The organism is Paraburkholderia sp. (assembly GCF_035948235.1).
Lineage (GTDB): Bacteria > Pseudomonadota > Gammaproteobacteria > Burkholderiales > Burkholderiaceae > Paraburkholderia.
Genome location: NZ_DASZJJ010000204.1, coordinates 1 through 14,244, shown reverse-complemented (window position 1 = coordinate 14,244; position 14,244 = coordinate 1). Strand labels below are relative to the sequence as shown.

15 protein-coding genes and 1 pseudogene are annotated in these 14,244 nt (G+C 61.9%); 3 read left to right on the top strand and 13 right to left on the bottom strand.

Annotation, left to right across the window (positions count from 1 at the left end):
- Nucleotides 1–35 precede the first annotated feature (35 nt).
- Entirely contained in the window at nt 36–1,952 is a 1,917-nt protein-coding gene (locus VG320_RS17405) for an MFS transporter (protein WP_327201329.1), read from the bottom strand.
- Nucleotides 1,953–2,130: 178 nt separating this feature from the next.
- Here VG320_RS17405 and VG320_RS17400 point away from each other — a divergent pair, with 178 nt between their 5' ends.
- Nucleotides 2,131–2,922, top strand: coding sequence for a helix-turn-helix transcriptional regulator (locus tag VG320_RS17400; RefSeq protein ID WP_327201328.1), 792 nt, complete (start codon nt 2,131–2,133; stop codon nt 2,920–2,922).
- Between the two features lie 10 nt (nt 2,923–2,932).
- On the opposite strand, the gene VG320_RS17395 is transcribed toward VG320_RS17400, so the two are convergent.
- The 6 genes from VG320_RS17395 to VG320_RS17370 all read right to left on the bottom strand — a co-directional run bounded on the left by VG320_RS17395 (nt 2,933) and on the right by VG320_RS17370 (nt 6,301).
- A complete protein-coding gene (locus tag VG320_RS17395; protein ID WP_327201327.1) occupies nt 2,933–3,463 on the bottom strand; it encodes an N-acetyltransferase family protein in 531 nt (176 codons plus the stop codon).
- The gene (locus VG320_RS17390) at nt 3,460–4,047 is read right to left on the bottom strand and encodes a helix-turn-helix domain-containing protein (protein WP_327201326.1); all 588 of its coding nucleotides are present in this window, start codon (nt 4,045–4,047) and stop codon (nt 3,460–3,462) included. Before VG320_RS17390 ends, VG320_RS17395 begins: the two co-directional genes overlap by 4 nt.
- 290 nt (nt 4,048–4,337) lie before the next feature.
- A complete protein-coding gene (locus tag VG320_RS17385) occupies nt 4,338–5,450 on the bottom strand; it encodes an alkene reductase (protein WP_327201325.1) in 1,113 nt (370 codons plus the stop codon).
- Nucleotides 5,451–5,499: 49 nt separating this feature from the next.
- Nucleotides 5,500–5,667 (bottom strand): hypothetical protein, encoded by a 168-nt coding sequence (locus tag VG320_RS17380; RefSeq protein ID WP_327201324.1) that lies wholly within the window; start codon nt 5,665–5,667, stop codon nt 5,500–5,502.
- Nucleotides 5,664–6,044, bottom strand: a complete 381-nt coding sequence (locus tag VG320_RS17375) for a glutathione binding-like protein (protein ID WP_327201323.1) — start codon at nt 6,042–6,044, stop codon at nt 5,664–5,666. The genes VG320_RS17380 and VG320_RS17375 overlap by 4 nt, the downstream gene beginning before the upstream one ends.
- Nucleotides 6,041–6,301 (bottom strand): glutathione S-transferase N-terminal domain-containing protein, encoded by a 261-nt coding sequence (locus VG320_RS17370; RefSeq protein WP_327201322.1) that lies wholly within the window; start codon nt 6,299–6,301, stop codon nt 6,041–6,043. The genes VG320_RS17375 and VG320_RS17370 overlap by 4 nt, the downstream gene beginning before the upstream one ends.
- A gap of 295 nt (nt 6,302–6,596) precedes the next feature.
- Between VG320_RS17370 and VG320_RS17365 the strand changes: the two genes are divergently transcribed.
- On the top strand, nt 6,597–7,523 hold the full coding sequence (locus VG320_RS17365) for a LysR family transcriptional regulator (protein WP_327201321.1): 927 nt from the start codon (nt 6,597–6,599) through the stop codon (nt 7,521–7,523).
- On the opposite strand, the gene VG320_RS17360 is transcribed toward VG320_RS17365, so the two are convergent.
- The 3 genes from VG320_RS17360 to VG320_RS17350 form a co-directional block, all read right to left on the bottom strand.
- Complete coding sequence (locus VG320_RS17360; protein WP_327201320.1) at nt 7,500–8,216, bottom strand: SDR family oxidoreductase; 717 nt, start codon at nt 8,214–8,216, stop codon at nt 7,500–7,502. The genes VG320_RS17365 and VG320_RS17360 overlap by 24 nt on opposite strands.
- A gap of 73 nt (nt 8,217–8,289) precedes the next feature.
- Nucleotides 8,290–8,961, bottom strand: coding sequence for a peroxiredoxin-like family protein (locus VG320_RS17355; protein ID WP_327201319.1), 672 nt, complete (start codon nt 8,959–8,961; stop codon nt 8,290–8,292).
- Between the two features lie 40 nt (nt 8,962–9,001).
- Nucleotides 9,002–9,577 carry a carboxymuconolactone decarboxylase family protein gene (locus tag VG320_RS17350; RefSeq protein ID WP_327201318.1) on the bottom strand — a complete coding sequence of 192 codons (576 nt, stop codon included), beginning with the start codon at nt 9,575–9,577 and terminating at the stop codon, nt 9,002–9,004.
- 655 nt (nt 9,578–10,232) lie between these two features.
- On the opposite strand from VG320_RS17350, the gene VG320_RS17345 reads away from it, so the two are divergent.
- Nucleotides 10,233–11,261 carry an AraC family transcriptional regulator gene (locus VG320_RS17345; RefSeq protein WP_327201317.1) on the top strand — a complete coding sequence of 343 codons (1,029 nt, stop codon included), beginning with the start codon at nt 10,233–10,235 and terminating at the stop codon, nt 11,259–11,261.
- A gap of 37 nt (nt 11,262–11,298) precedes the next feature.
- Here VG320_RS17345 and VG320_RS17340 read toward each other — a convergent pair whose 3' ends face one another.
- From VG320_RS17340 to VG320_RS17330, 3 genes and pseudogenes are all read right to left on the bottom strand, one after another.
- Nucleotides 11,299–12,423 carry a porin gene (locus tag VG320_RS17340; RefSeq protein WP_327201316.1) on the bottom strand — a complete coding sequence of 375 codons (1,125 nt, stop codon included), beginning with the start codon at nt 12,421–12,423 and terminating at the stop codon, nt 11,299–11,301.
- A 159-nt stretch (nt 12,424–12,582) separates the two neighbouring features.
- Nucleotides 12,583–13,917, bottom strand: coding sequence for an MFS transporter (locus VG320_RS17335; protein ID WP_327201315.1), 1,335 nt, complete (start codon nt 13,915–13,917; stop codon nt 12,583–12,585).
- A gap of 110 nt (nt 13,918–14,027) precedes the next feature.
- Nucleotides 14,028–14,244 (bottom strand): annotated as a pseudogene (locus tag VG320_RS17330) (carboxymuconolactone decarboxylase family protein); the annotation flags it as partial.

The window sequence follows — 14,244 nt, the reverse complement described above, 5'->3', positions numbered from 1 at the left end:
CAGAAGGTTTGCCGAATATGCGTTTCGCGTGCTTCTTAAGGCTGCGCGCCACGCAGCGTCTGCACGATTTCCTGTAAGCGCTGCGGCGAGGCATCGGCCGGTGCAAGCGGCTCGCCCACGCTCAGCGTCAGGCGGCTCATCGTGCGCAGACGCAGCGGGCGCGGCAGGCGGGCCTGTTCATCGCGCGAAAATACGCTGCCCCACAGGCCTTGCAGCGCCATCGGCACGACCGGCGCGGGCACGCGGCGCAGGATCTCCGTGACGCCATGGCGAAACGTGTTCATCTCCCCCGTGCGCGTGAGCTTGCCTTCCGGGAAGATGCATACCAGTTCGCCTTCAGAAAGTGCCTGCGCGCAGCGTGCATAAGCGCGATCGAGCAAGGCGGCGTCTTCGTGCGCGGGTGCGATCGGAATCGCCTTGACGTGGCGGAACAACCAGCCGGCCAGACGCGAGCGGAAGATGCGGTGATCCATCACGAAGCGGATCGGACGCGGACTCTCGGCCATGATGACGATGGCATCGACAAAACTGACGTGATTGCAGACGAGCACCGCAGCGCCTTCATGCGGAATACGCTGCGTATCGACGCGACGGACACGATAAAACGTATGCACCAGCACCCAGGCGATGAAACGCAGCATGAATTCCGGCACGAGCGAGTAAATGTACACGGCAATCAATATATTCAACAGCCCGGTCACGAGGAAAAGGCCCGCAATACTCACACCTGCCGCGCCAAGCGCCACGCCCATCAGCGCCGATGCAATCATGAACAACGCATTGAGAATATTGTTCGCCGCGATGATGCGGGCGCGATGCGTAGGCTTGCTGCGACTCTGGATCAACGCATAGAGCGGCACGCTATAAAAACCGCCGAACATCGCCAGCAGGAACAGATCGGCCAGCACTCGCCAGTGCGCGGCGGCGCGCACGAATTCGCCTACCGATTGCAGATGTGCCTGCGCCGGCAGCGCGTGGCTCGCAAAAAACAGATCGATAGCGAACACACTCATGCCGATCGAACCCAGCGGCACGAGGCCGATTTCGATGCGTCCACGCGAAAGACGCTCGCACAGCAACGACCCGATGCCAATGCCCGCGGAGAACGTCGCCAGCAGCACGGTGACGACATCGGGATTCGCACTGAGCACGTCCTTTGCAAAGCCGAAAAATGACGAGAGAAAGGTCGCGCCCACAAACCACAACCACGAAATGCCGAGCAGACTGAGAAACACGCTGCGATCTTCGCGGGCGATCTTCAGATTGCGCCACGTCTCGCCGAGCGGATTCCAGTTAATGCGCAGATCGGGTTGCGGCGCGGGCGACGCCGGCACGCGCGCCGACAGGATGCGCACCACAATCGCCAGCGCCACGCACAGGCCGGCCAGCAGCGTCGCGCCGTGCGCACCCGCAGCAGCGGCCGCGCCTCCCGCCACCGTACCCAGCAGGATTGCAACGAAAGTGCCCATTTCGACGAGGCCGTTGCCGCCCACGAGTTCTGCATCGGCGAGGTGCTGCGGCAGATAGGCATATTTCACCGGTCCGAACAGCGTTGAATGCAGCCCCATGAGAAACGTGCAGAGATAAAGCAGCACGGCGCTATGCAACATGAAGCCCGCACCGCCGATCAACATCGCGACGAACTCGAAGCTCTTTACGAGACGCGTAAGCGTGGCCTTGTCGAAGCGGTCGGCAACCTGGCCGGAGGTGGCCGAAAACAGCACAAAAGGCAGCACGAACAGCGCGGGAATGACAAACGCGGCGGTCTTTGCATCGACACCCGCGAAGCTTGACGCCTCGTAGGTCACGAGCGACGTGAAGCCGATCTTGAAGGCGTTGTCGTTGAGCGCGCCAAGAAACTGCGTCCAGAAGAACGGCGCGAAGCGGCGCTCGCGCAACAGAGCGAACTGCGAGGGTTCATCACGGCGTTCGCGGCTTGCGGTAGAGGTCATGAGAGGCTCGTGAGCTTGCAGAATGATCGGTCAGAGGGGCGCGTTGCAGTTTGCCATCGGAATCCCGCACCCGGCGAGAAGTCGGGAGCCAGTATGCCGACGAGGATCAAATAAGATGAAAACTCGTGCTAGAGTGGCCTCAACTGCAACCTGACGTATCAATTTTTTATACTTTTCGATGAGCCAGACTGCCCAACTGGTCGAAACGCTGAAGCGCCAGCTACGCGCACGGCGACTGACCTATCGCGACGTCGCGCAGGCGCTGCGCGTTTCCGAACCCAGTATCAAGCGGCTTTTTTCGAAGGGGCGCTTCACGCTCGACCGGCTCGAAGAGGTGTGTGCCCTGCTCGGCTTCACACTCGCCGAACTGGTGCAGGAAGCGGCTGCGACGGTGCCGCAATTGCGCATCCTCACGCAGGCGCAGGAGGCGCAGCTCGTCTCGAACGAACGGCTGCTGCTGGTGACCGTCTGCGCGCTCAATCACTGGTCGCTTGACGATATCGTCGCAACCTACACCGTCACGCGCGCGGAATGCCTCAAGCTGCTGCTCGCGCTCGATCGCATGGGCCTGATCGCACTGCTGCCCGGCGATCGCATACGCCTGCTGGTGGCGCGCGATTTCGACTGGATTCCCGCTGGACCGATACGGCAGTATTTCAAGGCGCGTGGGCTTGGCGACTTTCTCGAAGGCAGCTTCGCGGGCGCGGGCGAATCGCTTGAATTCACGCAAGGCATGCTGACCGAAGCGGCGCGCGCGGAGTTATCGGTGGAATTGCGGCGGCTGCGCAGCAAGTTTGCGGCCTTGCATGACGAGTCGGCGTCGGCGCCGCTCATGCACCGGCGCGGTACGGGCTTGCTGATTAGCACGCGCGAATGGGAGCCGCGCATGTTCGCGCAGTTGCGGCGCGGGGCGCAGGAAGAGAAAAAAGCAAAGCGGCCATCCAGGCACACGGACGGCCGCGTAGATTGATCGTCGACACTCAGCCGTCGACAGGATTCACCGGCGTATCGAGCAGCAACTGATAAAACGCCAGATCGAGCCAGCGGCCGAACTTGAAGCCCACTTCGGGCAGCGTGCCGACATGCTTGAAGCCCAGCCGCTCGTGCAGCGCGACACTGCCCGCATTCGTCGCGTCGATGGCGCCCATCAGGGCGTGCACGCCGTTCTCCCGCGCAGCGGCGATCACCGCATCCATGATCACGCGGCCAAGCCCCCGGCCGCGATGATCCTGGTGCACGTAGACAGAATGTTCGACCGTGTATTTAAAGGCGGGGAATGCACGGAACGTGCCGTAACTGCCAAAGGCCAGCAGCGTGCCATGCTCGTCTTCCACGCCGATCACCGGAAAAGCGCCCGCGCGTTTGGCCTCGAACCAGGCGGCCATCTTCTGTGCGTCACGCGGCTTGTATTCGTACAGCGCGGTCGAGTTGATGATCGCATCGTTGAAGATCTCCAGGATCGCATCGGCATGACGCTCGTGGGTGCATTGCACGATGATGTGATCGCTCATTTCGGTGTCCTTTGTGTCGTGGATGCTGTCGTCAATGCCAGCGCGTAGCGCGCGGGTTTGCGTCCCGGGTTGTGAAAAACAATCTGTTGGTCGAGCACCATTGCCAGGCAATCGCCGGCGTTCAGCTGCCAGGCCGTCTCGCCCACGCTGATGGACATTTCACCCTCCAGCAGCCAGACCTGCTGATGCGTGACCGAGTGGCGCGTCACGTTATCGAAGGTGACGCTCTCGCCCGGCGGGAAGTGCACTTCGACCAGTTCGAGCGGCGAATCGAAACCCGCTGGCGACACATGACGGCGCAGGTAACCCGTGGCGGGATCTTTCCATGTCTGCTGGTCGGCGCGGCGCGCAAGCGGCTCCTGTGCCGCACTATGCGCATCGTCGGTGAAGAGCGTGGCCATCGTCACGCCCAGCGCATCGGCCAGTTTGTTGAGCACGACGGCCGTGGGGCTGATCTCCTGACGCTCGATCAAAGAGATCGTCGAGCGGCTTACTCCGCTGGCTTCGGCTAGATCGTCCAGCGTGTGGCCGTGCGCTTTACGCAGGTCGCGAACACGTTTGGCAAGGAGGGCTTCGACATTCATAAATCCAGTATACTGGATTTTTATTCCAGGGTGGTGGAAATTGGGGGGTGTCGCTGTGTGTCGCTGTCGATGTCGAGATTCAGGGCAGAAGGACAGCCGCGGGATATTGAGACCTAATTACGGCGGGCGAGCAGGTTGGTGAGCTTAGGCTAGCGGCGTAATGCGGCCAGAAGCCGCCGCTCGACCACTTCGGACATCGGGCGCACAAATGGCTGCTTTGCGTCGATGATGTGCCGGTCGTCCTATCTATCATTTCCGAAGCGCGCGCCACCGACGCCCAACTCACTCCGTTACACCATCGCCGCTGAATCGACCGCGTAATCCGTATACCCTCGTGCGTCTCCACCGTAGAACGTCGAGCGGTCGTACGGCGCGAGCGGCCTCCGGTTGCGAAGACGGTGCGGCAGATCCGGATTGGAAATGAACATCCGGCCGAAGGCGACCATATCCGCATGACCATCGGCAATGATCTGTTCCGCGCTATCGCCCGTGAAACCACCGGCCGCGATAACGGTCCCCCGATAGATGCGCCTGATGTCCTTCGACGTCACGTCGCCCTCCTGCGTGGCCTGCTCGACGATGCCGCGAATGCGGGGTTCGATAACATGCAGATACGCAAGCGCATAGTCGTTGAGACGGCGCGCCACATAGCCGAACGTGGCGTGTGGATCGCTGTCCGACATCGTTCCGTAGGTCCCGCTCGGTGACAGGCGAAGCGCCATACGACCCGGCCCCCACACGGCCCCGACGGCATCGAGCGTATCGAACAAAAAGCGCGCGCGGTTCTCAATCGCGCCGCCATACCGATCCGTGCGCTGGTTCGTGCCGTCCAGCAGGAACTGCTCGAACAGGTATCCATTCGCACCGTGCAGTTCCACGCCGTCGAAACCAGCCTCTTTCGCAAGTTCGGCGCCGCGGCGGAATTGCTCAACAATCGCCGTGATCTCGTCGATCTCCATTACGCGCGGCACGATCAGTTCCGCTTCGACGATGTTTCCGCTCCCGTCGCGGATCGCCGCATGTTCGAGCGATCGCAACGCCGACGGCGCAACAGGCGTCAGGCCGCCTGTGTTAGCCGGATGCGCCTGACGCCCCGCGTGCCACATCTGAAGGAAAATGCGGGCGCCCTTCGCATGTACGGCGTCGGTCACGCGCTTCCACCCTCGCATCTGTTCCTCGCTAAAGATGCCAGGTGCGTCGACGTAGGCAATACCGAGCGGCGAAACGGCCGTTGCATCGCTGATCAGCAGGCCGCCGCTCGACGCGCGCTGCGTGTAGTAGTCCACCATCAGATCGCCTGGGACGTTGCCATGTTCAGTACGCATGCGCGTGAGCGGCGCGAGCACGACGCGGTGATCCAGTTCGAAAGGTCCGACACTGATCGGGCTGAAGAGTTTGTCCATTTTGTTCACTTAGATGTTGATTCAAAGTATCGTAAATACTGCGCGGTATCTAGACGATGCCGAAGCCCATGACGCGGGCAAGCTCTGCACTTACCGCAGCGCCAGATAACGGCACGGATCGTTGCATCGACGACGGACGACTAATTACGATTCCCACTGCGATAGAAAGAATGGCGAACGCAATCAGCGTACGGGATTTCGACACGGCCTTTTTCATGCCGCCTGCCGGTCTTCGACGAGCGATTCGATTCTTGCGATTGCCCGTCCCACCGCCGGGCGATTCGATACAGCGTCGTACCAGCGCTGCACGTTCGGCGTGTCGTCCAGCGTCAGGTCCGGGAATGTCCGGCGCCAGATCCACCCGAAATGTGCGATGTCAGCGATGGAGAAGTCATCGCCCGCGACGAAGGTGCGTGCGGAAAGCACAGCGTCGAGCAATCCGAGCTGACGACGGGCTTCCTGCGTGAAGCGATCCAGCGCATGCTCCGATGAACCGGACGGCGCGGAGCGCAGAAAATACCCCGCCTGCCCGAAGGCGGGACTGAGGCCGGACGCATGCACAAACAGCTGCTCGAAGGTGCGCGCGCGCGTCACCGGCTCCTGCGCGAGCAGCGCGCCGTGACGCTCCGCGAGATAGACCAGGATCGCCGCGGACTCCTCAGCGTGAAGCCACGCTCTTCGTCGCGAAGCACCGGCACCTTTCCATTCGGATTCAGGGCGACGAAATCGGCGTGCTTCTGCTCGCCCTTCCTGACGTTCACCGAATGCAGTTCGTATTGCAGACCGAGTTCTTCGAGCGCGATCGGCACCTTGACGGAATTCGGCGTGGAAAATGCGTAGACCTGATACATGGAATTGACGCCTGAAACCGTGAACGGGATGACGTAACTTTCGGCGATTGACGTCTGCCCCGGAAGCACCGTCGCGGCGATAGAAGTTATTCCGTACCGGCATGGGCACGCCTTGTGCCGGTCGCGCGGTGTCATCGCGATGCTGGCGCGGAATGCGGAAAAGCACGCCGCCCCCCGCTCCACTCACCGCCTCAGGCTGCTGTATAGTTGCGCGGTCGTCCGCGTGGAATGCGATATCGCTCGCGCTCGGCAACGCTGCGACGCCCTTTTTCCTCACTCCCGAGACCCCGCCCGCATGGATCGCCTGGCCGCAATGGAAACCTTCGTCGCCGTCGTAGAGGCGGGTTCGTTCTCGGCGGGGGCGCGTCGGCTTCAGATTGGACAACCCGCCGTATCGAAGTCGATCGCTCAGCTCGAAGAGCATCTGAACGCGCGCCTCCTGTTGCGCTCGACCCGCGGCCTCACCCCCACCGATGCTGGCCAGCGCTTCTACGAACACGCGTGTCTGGCGATCGAAGAAGCCGATCGCGCGGAACATTCGGTGCGTGAATCGTCGGAGGGGCTCGTCGGAAAGCTGCGTGTGGGCGCCGCCGTGACCTTCGCGCGGCTGCACGTCATCCCCACACTTGGCGCTTTCCTCGAGCAGCACCCGAGACTCGATGTTGAGATCGTGATGGACGATCGTCCGATCGATCTGCTCGAAGAAGGCGTCGACGTCGCGTTGCGCATGGGCCGACTCGACGACTCCTCGATGACCGCGCGTCGCGTCGCAAGCGGAAAGCGCCTGGTGGTCGGCACGAAGGCGTACTTCGCACGGCATGGCGTGCCGCATACGCCGGCTGAGCTCAGTCAGCATCGGGCGATCGTTCATGCCATGCGCAGCGGTGGAGACGCGTGGGCGTTCGGACACGTGGACGGCACCGAAGTGGCCGTCACGGTGTCGGGCCGCGTACGGGTCAGCGCGGCCGAAGGGATGCGCGCCGCCGTCCTCGCCGATCTGGGACTGGCTGTGGCCTCCGAATGGATGTTCGCCCCGGAACTCGCGGACGGCTCCGTGCAGGCGGTGCTCACGGACTGGACGTTGCCGGGCGTCGACGTATGGGCGGTCTTTCCTTCCGGGCGGATGGCAACGACGAAGGCGCGCGCTTTCGTCGCCTTCGTCGAAAGCCTGTTTGCCGGACAGACGGACAACTTGCCTTCAGATTCCGGCCTTGCCGATTGAGGCGCCACCGTCAACGAAAAGCGTCTGCCCGGTGATGAAACCCGCGTCATCGGAGAGCAGGAATGCGATGGCCGCGGCGATCTCTTGCGGCTTGCCGAATCGCCCCATCGGCACGCCTGACAGATAGCGCTGTTCGCCTCCGCTCCCAGGTGGATTGTTGGCGCGGAACAACTCCGTTTCGGTGGGACCGGGTGCCACCGAGTTCACTGTGACGCCTGTCGTTGCAAGTTCCAGCGCCCACGTGCGGGCGAAGCTCACGAGCGCGGCTTTTGCAGCAGCGTAGGCCGTGCGTTGCGTGATGCCCAGAATGGTGAGGCTGGAGATATTGACGATGCGCCCCCAGCCGCGCTCGCGCATGCCGGGCAAAAACGCCTGCACGCTCTGGATGGCCGGATGAAGATTCACCGAGAAGACTTCGTCGAGCACATCGAGATCGACCGCTTCGACACGTTGCGGCCGGACCAGCCCGACATTGTTCACGATGCCGTCGACGCGATGGCGTTGTGCCAACTCGCGCAGTGCCGCGTTGGTGGCAGCGCGATCGCCGAGGTCCAGCGTGATGAGCTCGCCAGGAAACGTCGCGTGCGAACGCGCGATGCCGATGACCTGATGCCCTGCTGCAACGAGCCGCTCGCTAAGCGCGAGACCGATGCCTTTGGTCGCGCCCGTTACCAGAAAAGTGCGCTTTGTCATGATGATCAGTGGGGTGAAATAACGTTGGCGAAAAGAAAAACCGCCCGAAGGCGGCGATGACCTGCGCGTTTGCTTACACCTTTGCTTGCGCGCGCTCCAGGACCGGGAACATATCGACCGGATCGGGACGATGCGTGTAATCGGGATTCACTTCCGAGTACAGCACGATGCCATCCTGGCCAATCACGTAGCGCGCGGGCATCGGCAACGTCCATGAAGGATCGGCGTTGAACGCGGGCAGATCGTTTTTCAGGGCCTTGTAGAGATCGACCAGATAATCTGGCAGCGCGAAGCGCAGGCCGAACGCGGCACCGACCTCGCCATTCGCGTCGCTCAACACCGGAAAGCCGAGCTTGTTATCGCGCACCGACTTGCGGCTGTTCACGGGCGTTTGGGGCGAGATGGCCACGACGTTTGCCCCGTATCCTTCGATCTGCGGTAGCACGTCGTTGATCGCCTGAAGCTCGATGTTGCAGTACGGGCACCACACACCACGATAGAACGTGATGACGAGCGGGCCGCGACGCAGCAGCTCCGCCGACGACACGTCGTTGCCATCCTGATCCTTGAGCGTGAAGCTGGGCGCGCGCTCGCCCGCCTTGATTGCGCGTACCGCCTGTCCGCTTGCGATCAGTTCGGCGGTGGCGCGCTCCATGATCGGGTGAATCTCGGGCGGTGCGTAGTACGGCGGCTTGCCGCCCTTGAAGTCCGCCTTGAACGCGTCGAGTTTGTCTTGCAGTGACATGTCCTTCTCCTGTGTCGGGTGATCGAGTAAGAACCTGCGCTCAAACGCTGGCCGCGACGCTCGTCTGCGGCTTGGTCCACTCGTTGCCCTTCATGAAGGCGTCGTAAGGCGTATGCACGATGTGATTCGTGTAGTTGCTCATCACCTTCGTCGCCACGCCGAGAATCACCTCGAACACGTTGCGGCGCGTGTAGCCGGCGGCTAGAAAAGCGTCGATGTCGGCATCAGTAGCAAAGCCGCGCTCACGCACCACGACGGTCGTGAAGCGATGCAGGGCTTCGAGCTTCGCGTCGGGAAGCTCGGTACCGGCGCGCAACGCGTCGATCACGGCCGGGTCCATCTTGATCATCTTTGCGAGCGTGCTGTGGCCGGCCATGCAGTAGTGGCAGTCGTTCTCGAAGTTCGAGGTCAGATAGACGACCTGCTGTTCGTGCGGCGTCAGCGTGCTTTTGGAAAACAGGTCCCAGAGCGCCGAGTAACCGGCCAGCAGTTCGGGCGAGTCCGCCATGAAAGACTGAAGATTGGGGACGAAGCCGAAAGCGGCTTTCGTGCCTTCGAGTAGGGGCTTCGCGTCGGCCGGCGCGGTGTCGATCGTGTAGGCGTTGAAGGTGTTCATCGTTGATTCCTCAGTGGGGTTGACGGTGAACACATGATCGCGCTGACGCCGCGCTGCAAGAAGGCAGGCGGCGGTGATAGAACTTATTCCTTCGGGGAATGGCCAGCCACGTTTGCAAGCACCAGCGACGTCGCGTTGGCTGGCGTGCGCTGTCTCACGCGATGCTCATCGGGTGACCGCCCGCAATAAGCGTGTTGGCAACGCATCCGGCTATCGGTCACAACTCTCAGGGCACATTTCGTCTCACTCATCATCGCGGCACTGCAAGCCGGAATCTGTCGCTGAACTGCGCCGCCGGAATGTCCGCTTCTGTTTGATTTTCGGACTTTACTTACCTCTTGAGATCAAGGGTCGCGACGGGTCGGGCTCGTGCCTTTTGTACAGGTCGCGCGCCGGAGGCAATCGTCGAGCTCGCTCGTCGGACGCTAGCCGGCCATGAACCGTCGTCCGACTTCGTCGAAGCCTTGACGCTGGAATGTCTCCTTCACCGCTTCGAGCCGACGCTCGATCCGCATGCCGCTTACTCACGATGTCTGTCCATTCACACATGAAAATTGCCGGACTAGTGCGCCTGAGTCGCAGGATAGAATATCCAGTACAGACCATCTCTTAGGCTCGGGGCCCGGTCACTGCCAGGCGCCGGGAGACCGAATTAATGCGAACCCCGACAGCGGAAAAATCCATCCCGATCGGCGCGCTCAACTCGCTGCCGGCGGTCATGCGCGAGCACGGCACGGACCCTTGGCAACTGCTCGAATCGTTCGGCGTGAACCGGGAGGCGATGGCGTCGCCGCTCGATCCGCTGTCGACGGTGACACATGGCCGGATTCTCGAAGCGGCGGCGAAGAAGATCGGCTGCGAACATCTCGGCCTGCTGCTCGGGCAGAAGGCCGCCCTCGGCAATGTCGGGCCACTGCGCTTTCTCGTGCTCAATGCGCCCACGGTGCGTGAAGCTGTGGAAAACCTCATCGAGTTCTGCGGCGTGTGGTACCGCGGGCTGCATGTGCGCATGAGCGAGGAACACGGCTATGCGTGCATCTCGCTTTCTGTCGATAGCGGCATTCCGGGCGCGAAGCATCTGCTTACGGCGTACCTCGCCGCGAACGTGCGTATTCTCGAGCTGATTCTCGGCCGCTCGTGGCATCCAACGCTCGTGAGAATCGCGTACCGCAAGCCGAAGTCAAGTGCGCTCTACGAGCGCTATTTCCAGGCCCCGGTCTGGTTCGGTCAATCACAATACGAAGTGCTGTTCCCGCAGGCGCTGCTCGATCAGACGAGGAAGAGTCACGATCAGGAACTCGGCCGCTTCCTGCGTCAGCATATGACCGAGTTGCGCTCGCAGCAGGCCAACGATTTCAGTTCGCGGGTGCGTCATGTCATCGAAACGCTCTTGCCGGACGGCTGCACATCCACCAAGGTGGCAGAGTTTTTCGCGATCCATCGCTTCACGCTTTATCGCCGTCTCGATGAGCAGGGAACGAGCTACGAGGTGTTGATCGAGGACGTAAGGCGCAATCTGGCAGATCAGTTGCTCGCGCAAACCGACCTGCCGATCGCCGATGTCGCAACGCGGCTGGGCTACGACAGCCAGGGTAACTTCACGCGCGCATTCAAACGCTGGCACAGCGAGACGCCGAGCAGTTGGCGCAAGCGGCCACGCACGCAAACGCAGCACGACAAGTGAACGTCCTCGCGCGGCGCAGTTACTACCAGTGGACCGATCAGAAGTTGTGACGCATACCCATCATGACGGCCGTAGTGCCGTTGCCGGGCGCGACGGGCTGACCGTAGGTGATGGTCTGCGTCATGTCGCCGTGATTGTTGACCCAGCCCACCTGCGCATAAACCAACGTTTGCTTCGAAAGACTGTATTCAGCACCGGCAGCCACTTCGAGCGAGTTGTTCGTCGAGTGGTTCCTGTCGGTGATGTAGTAAGCGCCGCTCGTGATCCGGAAGGCGGGCGTGAGGCGATAGCCGAGGCCCAGCGAATAAAGGTCGAGATTGACCATGTTGCGATGGGCAGGATTGGACCCGTTGCTGTACGAGCCGGAAATGGAGAAGTCGTGGAGCGTATAGAGCGCGCCGAAATACCAATAGCGGTTATTGTTCAAGCCCGTTGGTACGGAGCTGGCGCCCGGATTGGTATCGTGCCCGTTGTAATAGACTGCGGCAAGCTTGAGCCCGTAGCCCGAGTATTTCAGCACTGCGGACTCGCGCGTGTTGCCCTGCAACTGCCCGGCAACGCCACCCGGTGCATATTCCAGCTCGGCCGTGACGCCGTGATATGCGGGCGAACGATAGATGAGCGCATTGGAATCGTACAGCGCGCCAATCGGCCCGTTCGTGCTGGTGCCCGGCCATCCCGCCGCCGTGTTCAAGCCGAGCCATGCGCCAAGAATGCTGCCGAAATACTGTGAGGCACGAACATCCGTGTCCGCCATCGCGTAGATCATTGGCACGATCTGGCGGCCTGCCGTGATTGAGCCGAACGGGCCGCTCACGCCCACACTCGCGATCTGGTTGAAGAAGCCCGGCGCGCCCGCCGTGTCCGAGAGCCCCAGTTTTCCCGTGCCGGAATCCAATACGCCCTGAAGCTTGAAGGTGACCTTGTAGCCGGCGCCGATATCCTCGACGCCCTGCATACCCCAGATGCTCGAATAAATGCCTGCGTCCTTGTAACGCCAGATCGCACCTTGATTCTTCGCTGCTGGACTGAACGAGGCCGCCGAGGTGCTCTGGTAAAGCAGTCCCCCGTCGATCGCGCCGTATAACGTGACCGACGATTGTCCATGAGCTACGCCTGCGCACGTCGCTGCCGTCATCGCGATCATCAACTGCTTTTTCATGTCGTCTCCTTTGTTATGGTGATGCCACTGCGTTTTCTTATCGGTGATCCTTGTCGTTCGGCATTTCGCGTCGACTTTCTGCGGCGCAGCCGCCTCCCTGCGCCCGATGAGGGCGCACGGGGTCATCGCTGAGAAGTTGGGCAGGCGGTTTGCGAAAACCTATCTTCTGCGTTCGCGCAGTGCGCTCGCCGGGATCCCGGCCAGCACGACAACTGCGCCCACGATCAACATCGCGCCGATAAAGTCGAACGCGAAGTAAAGGCTGCCCGTGGACACGCGGATCTCGCCCACGACCATCGGACTGACCAGCGCGGCAAGCGAGCCCACACTGCTCACGAGCGCGATCCCGGCCGCCGCCGCCCGGGTGCTGAAATACGCAGGCGGAATGGTCCAGAAGACGGGAACCGCCGCGAGGCAGGCGCCGGCGCCGATCGCCATGCAGATCATCGACAGCACGAGATGCGCACTCAGCAGATGCATGAGGAGAAAGCCGAGCGCCGCCGTGAACATCGTCGCCGCGAGGTGCCAGCGGCGTTCCAGCCAGCGATCGGAACTGCGGCCGATCAGGTACATCGACAGCGCGCCGATCGCATAGGGCGCACTCGACACGAGGCCGATGCGATGCATGTCGTGCAGGCCAGCGCCTTGCAGCAGTGACGGCATCCAGTACGCCACGGTGTTGGTGCCTGAGTAGATCGTGAAGAACACGATGCCTGGCAGCCATGCGCGAACATCGCGAATCGCCGTGCGCAGCGAGGAGCCGTGCGGCGCACCATGCGCTTCGTCGCTACGCAGATTGGCGATCACGATGGCCTTCTGGCGCTCGCTTAGCCACTTCACGTGGGCGGGCTGATCGTCGAGCCAGAACCACGCGAACGCGCCCAGCACAACGGCAGGGATGCCTTCGAGGAGAAAGAGCGCCTGCCAGCCCCTGAACGCGTGCCAGCCGTCGAGCGTCGTCATGATGAGGCCCGCGATCGGACCGCTCACCATGCCCGCGACAAAGCCCGCCATGAAGAAGATGGACGTGACGCGGCCGCGCTTCCACGAGGGAAACCAGTAGGTCAGGTAGAGAATCACGCCCGGAAAGAATCCCGCCTCGGCCACGCCAAGCGCGAAGCGCGAGACGTAAAGCTGCAAAGGCGTGGACACGAGGCAGCTCAGCATGGTGACGAAGCCCCACAGGATCATGATTCGCGTGAGCGTGGCGCGCGCACCGACACGCTGCATGTACAGGTTGCCTGGAATCTCGAAGAGAATATAGCCCACGAAAAAGGCCGTGGTGCCGATCGCATAGGCGGCATCGCCGAGGGCGAGATCCTGCGCCATGCGCAACTTCGCGAATGAGATGTTGATACGGTCGATTGAGTTGACCGCATAAGCGAGGAATAGAAATGGCAACAGGCGCCATGTGATCTTTCGATACGCCAGTCGCGATTGTTCCGACGACGCCGACTCACTCGCGGTCTCGTCCTCGATGGCAGCTTGACTCATGATTTCTCCAGCTACAGCAATGGGGCGACGGCAATGCGCCGCAAAGATTGAGGTCCCGCACGCACGTTCTTGCCGACGCGTCGTGCGGGAGGCACGGCCCCTTCAAACAATTAACGCTTTGCGTGCTCGTGCCCCAGACATTCGGCATCGAGCAACGGCACGGCGAGCTCGCAGGCTTCGATGCCCTGCAGACTCACGATCTTCAGCACTTCGAGAATCTGCGCGCGCGTGGCGCCCAGTTCCAACGCGGCCTTGATGTGCCGCTGCGTGCCGTGCGAATAGAGATGAGTGAGCGCCGCGTCGCCTGCAATGCAGAGCAATTCAATC

What these genes read in the sequence shown, in the direction of transcription:
- VG320_RS17350 (WP_327201318.1), bottom strand. Translation starts at nt 9,577, where the DNA reads ATGAACACCTTCAACGCCTACACGATCGACACCGCGCCGGCCGACGCG.
- VG320_RS17360 (WP_327201320.1), bottom strand. Translation starts at nt 8,216, where the DNA reads ATGACAAAGCGCACTTTTCTGGTAACGGGCGCGACCAAAGGCATCGGT.
- VG320_RS17390 (WP_327201326.1), bottom strand. Translation starts at nt 4,047, where the DNA reads ATGAATGTCGAAGCCCTCCTTGCCAAACGTGTTCGCGACCTGCGTAAA.
- VG320_RS17385 (WP_327201325.1), bottom strand. Translation starts at nt 5,450, where the DNA reads ATGGACAAACTCTTCAGCCCGATCAGTGTCGGACCTTTCGAACTGGAT.
- VG320_RS17340 (WP_327201316.1), bottom strand. Translation starts at nt 12,423, where the DNA reads ATGAAAAAGCAGTTGATGATCGCGATGACGGCAGCGACGTGCGCAGGC.
- VG320_RS17380 (WP_327201324.1), bottom strand. Translation starts at nt 5,667, where the DNA reads ATGAAAAAGGCCGTGTCGAAATCCCGTACGCTGATTGCGTTCGCCATT.
- VG320_RS17355 (WP_327201319.1), bottom strand. Translation starts at nt 8,961, where the DNA reads ATGTCACTGCAAGACAAACTCGACGCGTTCAAGGCGGACTTCAAGGGC.
- VG320_RS17395 (WP_327201327.1), bottom strand. Translation starts at nt 3,463, where the DNA reads ATGAGCGATCACATCATCGTGCAATGCACCCACGAGCGTCATGCCGAT.
- VG320_RS17345 (WP_327201317.1), top strand. Translation starts at nt 10,233, where the DNA reads ATGCGAACCCCGACAGCGGAAAAATCCATCCCGATCGGCGCGCTCAAC.
- VG320_RS17370 (WP_327201322.1), bottom strand. Translation starts at nt 6,301, where the DNA reads ATGTATCAGGTCTACGCATTTTCCACGCCGAATTCCGTCAAGGTGCCG.
- VG320_RS17400 (WP_327201328.1), top strand. Translation starts at nt 2,131, where the DNA reads ATGAGCCAGACTGCCCAACTGGTCGAAACGCTGAAGCGCCAGCTACGC.
- VG320_RS17405 (WP_327201329.1), bottom strand. Translation starts at nt 1,952, where the DNA reads ATGACCTCTACCGCAAGCCGCGAACGCCGTGATGAACCCTCGCAGTTC.
- VG320_RS17335 (WP_327201315.1), bottom strand. Translation starts at nt 13,917, where the DNA reads ATGAGTCAAGCTGCCATCGAGGACGAGACCGCGAGTGAGTCGGCGTCG.
- VG320_RS17365 (WP_327201321.1), top strand. Translation starts at nt 6,597, where the DNA reads ATGGATCGCCTGGCCGCAATGGAAACCTTCGTCGCCGTCGTAGAGGCG.